At 72.4% G+C, this 12,737-nt stretch carries 12 protein-coding genes; 7 read left to right on the top strand and 5 right to left on the bottom strand.

Annotation, left to right across the window (positions count from 1 at the left end):
• Positions 1-92: 92 nt before the first annotated feature.
• Positions 93-875 (bottom strand): SDR family oxidoreductase, encoded by a 783-nt coding sequence (locus tag ACFCY7_RS24070; protein ID WP_376488107.1) that lies wholly within the window; start codon positions 873-875, stop codon positions 93-95.
• A gap of 82 nt (positions 876-957) precedes the next feature.
• On the opposite strand from ACFCY7_RS24070, the gene ACFCY7_RS24065 reads away from it, so the two are divergent.
• Positions 958-1,791 carry a hypothetical protein gene (locus ACFCY7_RS24065; protein WP_376488106.1) on the top strand — a complete coding sequence of 278 codons (834 nt, stop codon included), beginning with the start codon at positions 958-960 and terminating at the stop codon, positions 1,789-1,791.
• A gap of 191 nt (positions 1,792-1,982) precedes the next feature.
• Here ACFCY7_RS24065 and ACFCY7_RS24060 read toward each other — a convergent pair whose 3' ends face one another.
• The 3 genes from ACFCY7_RS24060 to ACFCY7_RS24050 all read right to left on the bottom strand — a co-directional run bounded on the left by ACFCY7_RS24060 (position 1,983) and on the right by ACFCY7_RS24050 (position 4,134).
• Positions 1,983-2,183: a DUF397 domain-containing protein gene (locus tag ACFCY7_RS24060; RefSeq protein ID WP_376488105.1), complete on the bottom strand. Its 201-nt coding sequence runs from the start codon at positions 2,181-2,183 to the stop codon at positions 1,983-1,985.
• Between the two features lie 181 nt (positions 2,184-2,364).
• A complete protein-coding gene (locus tag ACFCY7_RS24055) occupies positions 2,365-3,225 on the bottom strand; it encodes a helix-turn-helix domain-containing protein (protein ID WP_376488104.1) in 861 nt (286 codons plus the stop codon).
• 207 nt (positions 3,226-3,432) lie between these two features.
• Positions 3,433-4,134: a GPP34 family phosphoprotein gene (locus ACFCY7_RS24050; RefSeq protein ID WP_376488103.1), complete on the bottom strand. Its 702-nt coding sequence runs from the start codon at positions 4,132-4,134 to the stop codon at positions 3,433-3,435.
• Positions 4,135-4,296: 162 nt separating this feature from the next.
• On the opposite strand from ACFCY7_RS24050, the gene ACFCY7_RS24045 reads away from it, so the two are divergent.
• Positions 4,297-6,813, top strand: a complete 2,517-nt coding sequence (locus ACFCY7_RS24045; RefSeq protein ID WP_376488102.1) for a serine hydrolase — start codon at positions 4,297-4,299, stop codon at positions 6,811-6,813.
• Between the two features lie 138 nt (positions 6,814-6,951).
• A complete protein-coding gene (locus tag ACFCY7_RS24040) occupies positions 6,952-8,874 on the top strand; it encodes an MFS transporter (protein WP_376488101.1) in 1,923 nt (640 codons plus the stop codon).
• Positions 8,875-8,911: 37 nt separating this feature from the next.
• On the opposite strand, the gene ACFCY7_RS24035 is transcribed toward ACFCY7_RS24040, so the two are convergent.
• The gene (locus tag ACFCY7_RS24035; protein ID WP_376488100.1) at positions 8,912-9,364 is read right to left on the bottom strand and encodes an SRPBCC family protein; all 453 of its coding nucleotides are present in this window, start codon (positions 9,362-9,364) and stop codon (positions 8,912-8,914) included.
• 223 nt (positions 9,365-9,587) lie between these two features.
• Here ACFCY7_RS24035 and ACFCY7_RS24030 point away from each other — a divergent pair, with 223 nt between their 5' ends.
• The 4 genes from ACFCY7_RS24030 (at position 9,588) to ACFCY7_RS24015 (ending at position 12,688) form a co-directional block, all read left to right on the top strand.
• On the top strand, positions 9,588-10,172 hold the full coding sequence (locus ACFCY7_RS24030; RefSeq protein ID WP_376488099.1) for a DUF1269 domain-containing protein: 585 nt from the start codon (positions 9,588-9,590) through the stop codon (positions 10,170-10,172).
• Between the two features lie 122 nt (positions 10,173-10,294).
• Positions 10,295-11,389 carry a chemotaxis protein gene (locus ACFCY7_RS24025; RefSeq protein WP_376488098.1) on the top strand — a complete coding sequence of 365 codons (1,095 nt, stop codon included), beginning with the start codon at positions 10,295-10,297 and terminating at the stop codon, positions 11,387-11,389.
• A 14-nt stretch (positions 11,390-11,403) separates the two neighbouring features.
• Entirely contained in the window at positions 11,404-12,165 is a 762-nt protein-coding gene (locus ACFCY7_RS24020; RefSeq protein WP_376488097.1) for a hypothetical protein, read from the top strand.
• A gap of 22 nt (positions 12,166-12,187) precedes the next feature.
• Complete coding sequence (locus tag ACFCY7_RS24015) at positions 12,188-12,688, top strand: DUF1269 domain-containing protein (RefSeq protein ID WP_376488096.1); 501 nt, start codon at positions 12,188-12,190, stop codon at positions 12,686-12,688.
• Positions 12,689-12,737 lie beyond the last annotated feature (49 nt).

Here is a 12,737-nt window from a genome sequence, read left to right as displayed (position 1 = left end):
GGGTCAAGGGACAGTAAAATCGTTCTGTTTACTGACCCTTGTTCACGTCCTTGAACATCCTCTTGAATGCGTGCGCGTGGTCGGGGGAGGCGTCAGCGCATCAGCTCGCCCGCGTTGACCAGCAGCGACTGGCCCGTGATCGCCCGCGCCCGGTCCGAGGCGAGGAACGCCGCCGCCTCGGCCACGTCGCCGTCCGTCGCGAGCTCCGGCAGCGCCATCCGCTCGGTGAGCCGGGCCAGGACGTCGGCCTCCGGCACGCCCTCGGTGTGCGCGGTGAACCGGACGTACGCCTGCACCGGCGGGCCCCACATCCACCCCGGCAGCACGGTGTTGACCCGGATCCGGTGCGGCCCCAGCTCGTGCGCCAGCGAGTACATCGCCGAGGTCAGCGCCCCCTTCGAGGCCGCGTAGGCCGCCTGTCGCACCTGGGTGGGCGCGGCCACCGCCGACTGCGTCCCGATCAGGACCACCGAGCCCCCGCCCGCCTTCAGCGCCGGCAGGCAGGCCCGGGTCATCCGCAGCGTGCCGAGCAGGTTGACGTCGATGACCCCCTGCCAGGTCGCGAAGTCCGCGTCCTCCAGGCCCCCGAAGTAGGAGTCCCAGGCGGCGACGTGCACGACCGCGTCGATCCCCCCGAACCGCTCGACGGCCAGCGCGGCCAGCGCCCCGCACTGCTCCTCGTCGGTGATGTCCGCGGCCCGGTACGCCGTGCGGCGGCCCTCCGGGTCGATGTCGGCGGCGGACTTCGCCAGGTTGGCCTCGGTCCGCGCGCCGAGCACCGCGTTCCCCCCGTCCCGCACCACCGTCTCGGCGATCCGGTGGCCGAGCCCCGCGCCGACCCCCGACACGACGACCGTCTTCCCCTGGAGCAGCATCCGGACCCTCCTCGACCCTGGCCAAGTATCTGACGGTCCGTCAGAGTAGGTCTCCGTCACCGACTTGGGAAGGGATACGAGAGTGAGCGAGGAGACCCGCAGCGAGACGTACGCGGAACTGGCGGCCGTCGGGCCGTACGGCGTGCGGCCCGGCCACGCGCTCATCACCATGGTCGAACCGCATCCGGGCCAGGAGTACGCGTACAACCGCTGGTACGAGGACGACCACTACTACGCCGGCGCCATGGCCATGCCCTGGATGTACGCCGGCCGCCGCTGGGTCGCCACCCGCGACCTCCAGGAGCTGCGCCGCCCGGAGAAGTCCGCCGTCGCCCAGCCCGTCACCGCCGGCTGCTACCTCTCCACCTACTGGATCACCGCCGGCCGCTACGACGACCACATGAAGTGGACCGTCGGCATCAACAAGCGCCTCAACCGCGACGGCCGCGTCCACCAGGGCCGTACCCACGTCTTCACGGCCTTCCAGGACCACGCCGCCACCGTCTACCGCGACGGCGCCGCCGGCCCCCGCGACTTCCACGCCCTCGACCACCCCTACGCCGGCCTCGTCCTCCAGGTCCTCGACACCGACGGCCCCGAAGCGCGCTCCGACGTCCTCGACCGCCTCCGCACCCGCGACCTCCCCCGCCGCCTCGCCGGGTCCCCCGCCGCCATGGTCACCGTCTTCCGCCCCACGCCCCTCCCCGGCGACCGCATGACCTACGTCAAGCAGGTCGAAGGCGTCGACACCCGCCTCACGCTCCTCTGGTTCCTCGAAACCGACCCGAGAACCACCTGGGCGGACCACTTCGCCGACCTCGACACCCTCGCCACCCCCCACGCCCGCACCGAACTCCTCGCCCCCTTCATCCCGACGATCCCCGGCACGGACCGCTACGTGGACGAACTGCGCTGACGCGCTCACGGGGCTCGGTGGCGCTCCGGGGCCCGGTGGCCTTCACGGGCGGGGCGGCCCTTCACGGGCGGGGCGGCCCTTCCGGGGCTCGGTGGCGCTTCCGGGCAAAGACCGAGCCCCCTCGGCCAGGACGGCGGACCGGACGAGAGGGCTCTTCGCGTACTGCTGGTGACGGCGTGCGTGCACCGGGCTCAGAGTGCCCCGGCGCTCACCTCGCCGACGAAGGCGTTCCACGATCCCGGGCCGAAGTTGATGGACGGGCCCTCGGGGGCCTTCGAGTCGCGCACCGCGATCGATGCCACGACCGGGGACTTCACTTCGACGCAGGCTCCGTTACCACCCGAGTAGGAGGACTTGGTCCACGTGTCGGTCGCACCCTGAATGATCGCCATTGTGCTCAACTCCGGTTTCTGCCAGTGAGTATGTCGCGCCAGCGTTCTTGCCGGCGTGATCGACGCTACTCGCCGGCCCCGTCGGGCGGGACCGGCGTTCACACGACCGGGTGGCATATTCCAACTGGACTTCCGTGGGAGCGATCACGCGGTGTACCGTGCCCGCCCCGGCCGGGCCGGGTCAGCCCTGGGCGTGCTTCTTGGCCATCTTCGCGATGAATTCGCGGGTCTGGTCCACGTTCAGCGCCTGCGCCCTGAGGTGCTCGTACATGACGCTGTACTTGCCGACGTCCTGCGCCTTCTCCAGGTACAGGTCGCTCGTCACGCCCTCGATGTACACGACGCTGGAGTCGGAGGTGTCGGGGAACTCCAGGATCGAGTACTGCCCGCTGATCCCCGGATGCGCGCCCATCTCGAACGGGATCACCTGCACCGTGACGTGCGGCAGGTGCGACTGCTCGACCAGGTGCTCCAGCTGCTGCACCATCAACTGCCGGGACCCGACGATCCGGTGCAGCGCGCCCTCGTCGATCACCGCCCACAGCCGCAGCGGACGCTCCTCGTCCCGGATCCGGTCCTGGCGGCGGGTGCGGACCGTGACCCGCTTCTCGATGTCCGCCGGCGTCGACTCCGGCATCGCGCCGGAGATCACGGCCTCCGCGTACGCGGGCGTCTGCAGCAGTCCGGGGATGATCTGCGACTCGTACATCCGCAGGCTCTCGGCATCCGTCTCCAGGCCGATGTAGACGCTGTACGGGATGTCGCCGAAGGCGTGCCACCAGCCCTGCTGGCGGGAGTCCTTGGCCATCTGCATGAGGGAGTCGACCATGCGCTCGTCCTCGACCTCGTAGACCCCGCACAGGTCGCGGACGTCGCGCTGGCTGATGGAGCGGCGGCCGTTCTCCAGCCGGCTGATCTTGGACTGGGAGACGAGGAGGCGCTCGGCGACCTGTTCGGCCGTCATGTTCTTCGCCTCGCGGAGCTTGCGCAGCTCCTGGCCCAATCGGCGTCGCCTGACGGTGGGGTTGACACTGGACGCCACGGAAACTGCACCTCCGGCTGGTCTGCTGCGTAGCTGTGAGTACCTTCCGCTTGGCAGACTGCCACCAATGACCAGGTGTGCGCTGGGAAACGACGACAACGCACATGTGCGGGGCGGCCGTCCAGACCGCCCCGCACAGCTGTGCGGCTCCCGGGTGGGTACGTGGTGCTCAGGGCCCCGTCGCGCGGTGCCCCGTCGTGCGGTGGTTCAGTGCACCGCCGCGCGGGCCATGCTGCCGCGCGGTTGTGCCGGAACACCCGCGGCCGGCGCGCGGCGCGGTTGCGCCGCGGCACCGTTCTGGACGTCCATCACGGCGTGCGCGACGAGACCGCCCATCGGGTCGTGCCGGATCAGGTCGCGCAGCCGGGACCGCGACGACCGTCCTTCGTTGCCGGGGTAGAGGTGCTTCCCGAGACCGACCGCGTGGGCCAGCGCGGCAAGCGCCGCGGTCCGCGGGTCCGGCGGTACGCCGGTGCGGATCGCACTGTCCAGCCGGGAACGGATCTCCCGACTGATCGCCGTGTCCGTCGCCTGGTAGCGAGTCGTCGGCAACACCCCGCACATCTGGGTCTCCACGGCATGCACCATGCCGCATCGCTCCAGATGCGAGAGATACGTCTGACGGAGCCCCAGTCGGGGTCCGCCGATCCAGTGGACGGCCCGAACCGGGCTGCCGCGCCTGCGCAACAGCTCCAGTGCGGAGTCCAAGGTCGGATCTCCGGTCGGCCGTGGCATCACCACGGCGATACGATCCCCGTCAGGGGCTATCCGGCCTGCCAGCGCCAGCTCCACTAGCTGTGCACCGGCCAGACCGAGGTCGAGCGACTGCGGCTGCGCTGTGGTACCCGTGGTCGGGTCCAGAGCGAGCAGCAGAAGCTCTTCCGGAATGGTTCTGCGGCTCCTGCCCATCCATGCCTCCCCGCGTGGATGAATGACAGGGTGACCCCTCTCACATTCATCTGTCGAGAGTGCCTGGGTGGTTAATCCGGGAACCAGTAGGTATGTCGTTCTCGTCTAGCACGGGAGCCAAGGGGTTCACACAGGACACTGGTACACGGTTCGGACGTACGCATGACGCATGGAGGAGGCACGGTGGCGGGCGAGTCCCCCGACAAGGCGGAGCAGCAGGGGTCGTCTCAGGAGACGGCGGCCTCGGGCGGCGGCAACCGGGATCCCAGGCTCGCCGTACTCCGCGAGTCAGAGCCCCCGTCGTCCGCGCCCGCCTCACGGGTCCAGGTCGACCAGCCGACCGCCGTCTTCAAGACCCTCGCACCGCGCACCCCTGAGGACGACGCGCCGAAGCCGGCGACGGACGCGCCGGGCGACGCGGGTGACGAGGGCGACGAGGACGCCGCGGGCGATGCGCCCGAGGCGGTTTCCGACGCGCCCGAGGCCGCGGACGCCGCGCCGGCGGCCGTGGAGGCCCCCGACGGCGAGGCCGAGCCGGAGAGCGCGCGCCTGAAGGCCGCTGTGGCGGCGTGGATGGCCACGGCGGAGAAGTCCGACGGCGAGGCCGAGGCTGACGGTGGGGCTGAGGCCGCTCCTGAGGCTGCTGGGGCATCCGAGGCCTCCGAGGCCCCTGAGGGCTCTGCGGACGCGTCCGAGGCCGAGGGTGACGGCTCTGAGGGCGACGAGCCGGACGGCGAGCCCGCGGACGAGCCCGAGGCGGACGACGAGGGCGACGAGGAGCCGGTCGAGGACGAGGCTCCCGCCGAAGCCAAGGCGCCGGTCGAGGACGAGGCGCCGGTCGAGGAGAAGGCTCCCGTCGAGGGCGGGGCCTCCGCCGCGTCGTGGTTCGCCGCGCGGAAGACGGCGGCGGCCGAGAAGGCGGCGGAGAAGCCGGCGGCGGCCGAGAAGCCGGCGGCGGAGGCCGCGGCGGACGAGCCGGACGTCGACGACGAGCCGGACGTCGACGACAAGCCCGTCGACCAGCCGACGGCCATGTTCAAGATGGTCCGGCCGCCGGCCGGACCCGCCGTCGATCAGCCGACGACCGCGCTGAAGCTTCCGCCGGGCCTGGCGGGCGACTCCGACAGCGAGCGCACCAGCACGTTCCTGCCGCTGCGCGCGGACATCCCCGCCGAGCGGAAGGCCGAGGAGGCACGGGCGGCGCGGGAGGCCGCGGAGGCCCCCGCCGCACCGGCCGCCAAGGCCGCCGCGCAGGCGCCCGCGCCCGCCAAGGCCGCCGCACCGGCCCCGGCACCCGCGCCCGCCAAGGCCGCCGAGCCCTCGCAGCAGGCCGCGGCCGTACCGCCCGCCGCGCTCGCCGAGCCGGAGCGGACGCGGCAGCAGCCGCTGCCGCCGCTGCCGCCGCTCGACCTGCTCGCGGAGCTGACGAACACGCCGCCGCCGGCGCCGACGGCCGTGCGGACGACGATGCGGCGGGTCAGGATCTGGACTCCGCTGGTCCTGCTCCTGCTGATCGTCTTTGCGATCGTACAGATGGTGCGACCGCTGCCTGCGCCGGTGCTGACCCTGACGGCCGCGCCGACGTTCACGTTCGAGGGCGGCGCGCTGGACATGGCGTGGCCGAACGAGGGCCAGGGCGCCGTCGAGGTCGAGGGCGTCGGTTACATGGGCCTGTACGGGCCGCAGAAGCCGGCCCCGATCGCGAGCGTCACGAAGACGATGACGGCGTACGTGATCCTCCGTGACCACCCGATCAAGGGGACGGCGACCGGGCCGCGGATCACCATCGACAGGAAGGCCGCCGAGCAGGCCGGTGCGCAACACGAGTCGACGGCGGCGGTCAAGGAGGGGCAGACCTACACGCAGAAGGAGCTGCTCGAGCTCCTGATGGTCCCCTCCGCGAACAACGTGGCGCGGCTGCTCGCCCGCTGGGACGCCGGTTCGGAGGCCGCGTTCGTCGAGAAGATGAACGCCGCCGCCAAGGACCTGGGCATGACCCAGACCGTGTACACGGACCCGTCCGGTCTGCTCGACACCACCATGTCGACCCCGCAGGACCAGCTGCGGCTGGCGAAGGCGGTCATGCAGTACGACGTGTTCCGCGAGATCGTGAACATGCCGAGCATGACGGTCGACGGCATCCCCGGCCGGATCGAGAACAACAACAACATCCTGCTCGAAGACGGTGTGAGCGGCATCAAGACCGGCTCCTCCACCCCGGCGGGCGGCAACCTGCTCTGGTCGGCGAACACCGTCGTCGACGGCCAGAACCGCCGCATCCTCGGCATCGTCATGGGGGCGAAGGACGCCAAGATCCTCAACGACAAGCTGCAGCTCGCCATCGACTACAGCCTCAAGGTGATCAAGCGGGCGCAGAAGCTCGTCACCTCCGCCGCCGTGGTCGAGAAGGGCCAGGTCCTCGGCTACATCGACGACGGCCTCGGCGGCCGGACCCCGGTCGTGGCCACCAAGGAGCTCAAGGCCATCGGCTGGCCGGGCCTCGAAGTGAAGCTGGAGCTCACCGACGGCGGCAAGGCCGTCCCGCACGCCGGCAAGGCGGGCGACATCATCGGCACGGTGTCCATCGGCACCGGCGCCGGCAAGGTCAGCTCCCCGGTCGCCCTGCAGGCCGACCTCCTGGAGCCGGGCTTCGACAAGAAGCTCAAGCGTCTGGGCTGACCGGTCCGGCTGAGGATCGTTCGATCGGCGGGCGCCCCGGATTCCCGGGGCGCCCTGCTGTTAGCGTTCCGGGGGGACGAGAAGCAGCGCGCGTGATCCACGCGAGAAGCGAGACGGGAAGCACGGGAAAGGGCCGCAGTGACCACCGCCGAGCCGACACGCGCCGACCGCGCGGACTCCGCCCCCGACGTCTACGGTGAGACGCGTGACCCACGCGAAGCCCGCGACACCGGTGACGCCGACGGCGAATCCGGTACCGATACCGGGCGCTCTTCGCTCGCGCGAATAGTGCTTCCGACTCAGCGGCCGGCCCCCGCACCCCCCTCGACGCCGCAGCTCGCCGCCGCCCCGCGGCGCAAGCGGCGCTACACGGTCATGGCGGCCGCCGGGCTCGCCGCCGTCACCCACATCCTGTGGTTCTTCTTCTTCGCGAACAGCGGCGGGGACCTGGCCGCGCAGGACGCGTGGGCCGAGTTCGTCGGACGGCACCCGGACTCCGCGTACAACCTGGCCTGGTACGGCGGGATGCACCCCGTCTCGTACAGCGTCGTCTCGCCGTATCTGATGTCGTTGCTCGGCGTCCGCAGCACGATGATGGTGGCCGGCACGCTGTCGGCCGCGCTGACGGCGCTGATCCTGGTCCGGGTGCCGGCGGTCCGCAATCCGCTGGCCTGCTCGGTGGCGGCCGTGTTCGCCTTCCTCTGCAACGCCCTGTCGGGCCGGGTCACCTTCGGCCTCGGCATGATGTTCGCGCTCGGCGCGGTCGCCGCCGTCTTCTGCTGGCCGCACCGCTGGCGCCGCAAACGCTGGGCGAAGGCCGCGGTCGCCGCGCCGCTCGCCGGCCTCGCGACCGCGTGCAGCCCGGTCGCCGGACTGTTCCTCGGGATCGCGGCGGCGGCGCTGTTCCTCAACAAGCGGCGCCCCGGCGCGTACGCGCTCGGTCTGGCCCCGGTGGCCGTCGTCGCGCTGTCCTCGTGGCTCTTCCCCTTCTCCGGCACGCAGCCGATGGCCTTCGGCTCGACCGCGCTGCCCCTGCTCTTCGGGGTGCTCGTCTTCCTCCTCGTCCCGGCGGACTGGCGCACGGTCCGCACGGCCGCCGCCGTGTACACGGTCGGCACGCTGCTCACCTGGCTGATCGACTCGCAGATCGGCTCGAACATCTCGCGGCTGCCGATGCTCTTCGCCGGCGTCGTGCTGCTCGCCGCCCTGCCGTACACCGCGCCGCGCTCGCGCCGCTGGTACGCCCTGCTGCTCGCCTTCGCCGGGCTGAACTTCTGGATCGGCTTCAAGGGCGTCGACGACGTCATCCGCACCGCCCCGGACGCCTCCTGGGCGCGCGAGCTCGCCCCGCTGGTCAACCAGCTCCAGGTGCGGGACGCCCGCAAGGCGCGGGTCGAGGTCGTGCCGGCCTCCAGCCACCGCGAGTCCTCCGCCCTCAGCCCGTACATCAACCTGGCGCGGGGCTGGAACCGGCAGGCCGACATGGAGCGCAACCCGCTCTTCTACGACGACACCCTCAACGCCGTGAACTACCAGGACTGGCTCGACCGCTGGGCCGTCCACTACGTCGTCCTGCCCACCGGCGCCCCCGACTCGGGCGCCGAGCGCGAGGCGGAGCTGGTCGAGGGCGGCCTGCCGTACCTGAAGCAGGTCTGGTCCGACGAGAACTGGCGCCTCTACGAGGTCGATGACCCCACGCCGCTCGCGGACCCGCCCGCGCAGGTCGTCAGCGCGGAGGAGAACGAGGTCGTCATCCGGGTCGGCAGCCCCGGCCGCGTCCTCATCCGCGTCCCGTACTCGCCCTGGCTCGCCCTCGTCGACGACCAGGGCGGCAAGATCGAGGCGCCCCAGGAGACCGAGGCCTCCAAGCTGGCCCGCGAGGAGTCCGAGACCGAGCTCCCGAAGGTGTTCGCCAACGAGCAGGGCTGCCTCTTCAAGACCGAGGCGGACGTCGAGGGCGACGAATGGACCACCCTCATCGCCCCCAAGGCGGGCGTCTACCGCCTCGCCGCCCCCTACAAGCTCTCCCGCGGCACGGCCTGCCCGGAGGAGCTCCGCTGAGCCGCGGCGCCGCGCGGCTGCCTCCCGTGCGGGTCCGTCACGGCTCGCGGTAGCCGGCGAGCATCCGACGCATGCCGAAGGCGTGGCCGCCGCTGCCGATGACGAGGAGCCGGTAGACCCGCCCCGCCACCCCGGGGAACGCCGCCCGGCTCTCGGCGGCCAGCCGCGTGCGGCCGTCCCCCAGGGGCTCCAGCCGGAAGACCAGGCTGTACGTGGAGAACCGGTGCGAGCCCGCGAGCGCCAGCTCCCGCCCCGGGACGGCGGCGACCACCCGGAAGCCGGGGTACGCCGATCCCTCCGCGAGCGGCCGCGGCCCGGCCGCCTCCCGCGGATCACCGCCCACCAGCCGGACGTAACGTGCCCCGCCCGCACCGGACAGCGAGCGGTCCAGGCGGACGAGGAGCCGGTCCCACAACTCCTCGGCCCCGGCCTCCACCGTCACGGTGTGCTCGTCCACGAACGGCAGCGGGACCGCCGCACCTGTCGTCATCGCCGTTCCCCCCGGCCGTACGTGATCACGTTCCGATGCTAGGGCCTGTCCGGAAAGCGGCGCCGTCTGCCCGCAGGGGCAGGGCGCCGGACGGTCAGGCCGGGTCCTGGCGGGTCCTGACGGGTCCTGGCGGGTCCACCGAGTCGCGGATGCGGACATTCCGGATAAAGATGGCGAATCGTGGACCTTGGTGCCCCCGCGGCACCCCGGGAGGTGGACAGGGATGTCCGAGCTCATCGTCATCGGTTACGACGACCTCGACCGGGCCGAGCAGGCCTTCGGCACGGTGCAGGAGCTCCAGCGCGACCAGGTCGTGCGCCTGAACGGACTCGCGGTCGTCTCCGTCGACACCGAGGGCCGCACCCACGTCGACACGTCCAGCCGCGTCGTCGGCGTCACCGCCGCCACCGGAGCCCTGTGGGGAGCGATCTTCGGAATCCTCTTCCTGCTGCCCGCCGTCGGGCTCCTCACCGGCGCCGCCCTCGGTGGTCTGGTCGGCCGGCTCAGCAAGTCCGGAGTCGACGACCGGTTCCGCGAGCAGGTCGGCGACCTGCTCAAGCCGGGCTCCGCGGCCGTGGTCCTCATGGCGTCGAAGCTCACCGAGGACAAGTTCACCGCGGCCATGCAGCAGCACGGCGGCACGGTCCTGAAGACCTCGCTCAGCGACCAGGACGAGAAGGACCTGGCCGAGCAACTCACCGGGCTGGGCCCAGGGCCCGGTCCTGGCCCCCAACCCGGCCCTGGCCCTGGCCCCCAACCCGGCCCTGGCCCTGGCCTCGGACCCGACGCTGGCCCCGGACCCCGGTAGCCCCGCCCCCCACGGCCCCCACAGCTGACTACGGCCCCCACACACCCCCCATGCCCCCCACACCCCCCACGGCACAGGCCCGACCACCGGCCCCCGCCGCCCCTCACGCGAAAGGTCTCCCCATGCACCCCGCGCTCAGCACCGACGTGCTCGCCGACCTCCGGCGTCCCCGGCCCTACCCCGCCCTGTCGCTCGTGATGCCGACCCACCGCCGTGAGCCGGACAACACCCAGGACCCCGTACGGCTGCGCAACCTCCTGGCCCGGGCGGAGAAGGCACTCCAGGAGGACCCCGCCGTCACCCGGGAGCGGCGCGCGGACGTGCTGAGCGAGCTGGAGCGGGCCGCCGCCGACGTGGACCTCGCCCACGCCGAGGAAGGCCTCGTCATCCACGTGGCCCCCGGCGAGCACCACGTGTGGTCGCTCGCCCGGAGCGTCCCCGAGCGCGTCGTCCTCGCCGACACCTTCCTCACCCGCAACCTCGTCGCCGCCGAGGCCGCCGAACGGCCGTACTGGGCGCTGGCCCTGGCCGCGGACCGGATCTCGCTGTGGAGCGGCGGGCCGGAGCGGGCCGAAGAGCACACGGAGGACGGCTTCCCGCTGACGCGGAGCCTCGCCGACCCGGACGCGGAGCGCAAGGAACGCGTCGGCGACCTGCCGAGCACCTTCCGCGACGAGGACGCGCGGTCCTTCTTCCGCGAGGCGCACGAGGCGCTGCGGACCGTCCTCGCCGCCGCGCCGCGCCTGCTGTACGTGATCGGCGAGGCGCCGGCGGTCGCCCTCCTGGAGGAGACCGGCTCCCTGCCGCAGGGCACGACCTCCGTCCCCCACGGCGGCCTCGCCGCCGGACCGGGGGAAGCCGTGCGCACGGCGCTCGCCCCGCTCCTCGCCGCGCAGCGGGAGGCCCTGACCACCACCGTCCTGGCCGAGCTGGACGCGGCGCGCGGCCGGCACGAGTACGCCGGCGGCCTCGACGAGGTCCACCGGGCCGTGCGGGACGGCCGGATCCGGCTGCTCGCCGTCGAGGAGCACTTCCGCACCACCGTGCGCGACTACGGCGACCACCTCGAACCCGCGAAGAGCTCCGACCTCGACTCCCGCGAGGACATCGTGGACGACATCGTCGAACAGGCCCTGGAGACGGGCGCAGAGGTGCGGTTCGTGCCGGACGACGCCCTCACGGACTCGGCCCGCATCGCCGCCGTGCTGCGCTACTGAACGCGCCGCCGACCATGACCGATCTCGATCCCCACACGGCACAGGAGGACACCGACGTGCACGGCTCGGAACCCCACGGGCGACGACCGATCAGGGCCAGGACGATCCGGAGCGGGTCCGCCCGGGGCGGGTCCGCCCGGGGCGGGTCCGCCCGGGGTGGGACGGCCCGGGCCAGGGCGGCCGGCGCCGCCCTGGCCGTCGTCCTTACCACGCTCGGCGCGGTCACCCTCGCGGCCTGCGACGGCGGCGGCGACGACAGCACCTCCACCCCGTCGTTCAGCGACCGCCCCTCGCCGCCGGACACCGGTTCGTTCTCCGGCGAGCCCCCTTCCAACGTGGCCTCGGCGGCGGAGTCGCGCATCGCGTCCGCCCAGGCCTCCGCGGCCTCCGCCGCCGCCTCGGCCTCCGCGCGGGAGGCCGAGCGCAAGGCGTCGATCGGCGCCGAGGTCGAACGCTCCCGCCAAGCCGCCGAGAACGCCCTGAAGGGCGTCGAAGGCAGGGGCAACGCCCTCGGCGAGGTCGCGATGACCGGCAAGCCCCGCGCCGACACCGGCGGCCTGCTCGCCGTCGTCGTCACCATCACCAACAAGACGAACGCACAGGCCTCCTACGCCGTCCAGGTCGACTTCCTCGACCCCTCCGGCAAGGTCGTCGAGACCCAGTTCACCGGAGCGGAGGACCTCCCGCCCGGCGACCGCGCCCAGCCCCTGGTCATCAGCCGCGCGCCGGCCGAACCGGTGCTGACGCCGAGGCTCACCAAAGCCCAGAGGTACTGAGAACCGAGAGGGGACCACCCGCATGTCCGAACTCATCGTCATCGGCTACGACGACCACGCCGTCGCGACCAAGGCCTTCAAGACGGTCCAGAAGCTCCGTGACGACCACGTCGTCACCCTCGCCGGCCTCGCCGTCGTCAAGGTCGACGAGGACGGCGAGACCCATGTGGACACCCCCGCGAAGTCCGAGGAGATCGCCCTGTCGGCGACGGCCGGCGCCCTCTGGGGCATGGTCTTCGGGATGCTCATCCTCACCCCGGCCATGGGCGTCGTGGGCGCGGCCATCGGCGGCCTCATCGGCAAGCTCAACCAGATGGGCGTCGACAAGGGCTTCCGCAAGAAGGTCAGCGACCTCCTGGAGCCCGGCTCCGCCGCCGTCGTGATCATGGCCTCCAAGATCACCGAAGCCCGGTTCACCGCGGCCATGGAACCCTTCGGCGGCACCGTCCTCAAGACCTCCCTCTCCGAGGACAGCGAGCGCGAGCTCGCCGAGCAGCTCGCGGGCCCCGAGACGGCGGCCTGACACCGGAGCCGTACGCCCCGCGTGCCGACGGGCCGCTGCCCCTCCGTCC

Origin of the sequence: Streptomyces sp. NPDC056361 (assembly GCF_042262805.1) — a bacterium.
Taxonomy (GTDB): Bacteria; Actinomycetota; Actinomycetes; order Streptomycetales; family Streptomycetaceae; genus Streptomyces.
Note: the sequence above shows the minus strand (reverse complement) of the source record. Positions and strands in the feature narration are given on the sequence as shown.

Coding starts and splice junctions, on each gene's coding strand:
- ACFCY7_RS24030 (WP_376488099.1), top strand. CDS start 9,588: ATGTCCGAGCTCATCGTCATCGGTTACGACGACCTCGACCGGGCCGAG.
- ACFCY7_RS24060 (WP_376488105.1), bottom strand. CDS start 2,183: ATGGCGATCATTCAGGGTGCGACCGACACGTGGACCAAGTCCTCCTAC.
- ACFCY7_RS24020 (WP_376488097.1), top strand. CDS start 11,404: ATGACCGATCTCGATCCCCACACGGCACAGGAGGACACCGACGTGCAC.
- ACFCY7_RS24035 (WP_376488100.1), bottom strand. CDS start 9,364: ATGACGACAGGTGCGGCGGTCCCGCTGCCGTTCGTGGACGAGCACACC.
- ACFCY7_RS24045 (WP_376488102.1), top strand. CDS start 4,297: ATGACGCATGGAGGAGGCACGGTGGCGGGCGAGTCCCCCGACAAGGCG.
- ACFCY7_RS24070 (WP_376488107.1), bottom strand. CDS start 875: ATGCTGCTCCAGGGGAAGACGGTCGTCGTGTCGGGGGTCGGCGCGGGG.
- ACFCY7_RS24050 (WP_376488103.1), bottom strand. CDS start 4,134: ATGGGCAGGAGCCGCAGAACCATTCCGGAAGAGCTTCTGCTGCTCGCT.
- ACFCY7_RS24015 (WP_376488096.1), top strand. CDS start 12,188: ATGTCCGAACTCATCGTCATCGGCTACGACGACCACGCCGTCGCGACC.
- ACFCY7_RS24025 (WP_376488098.1), top strand. CDS start 10,295: ATGCACCCCGCGCTCAGCACCGACGTGCTCGCCGACCTCCGGCGTCCC.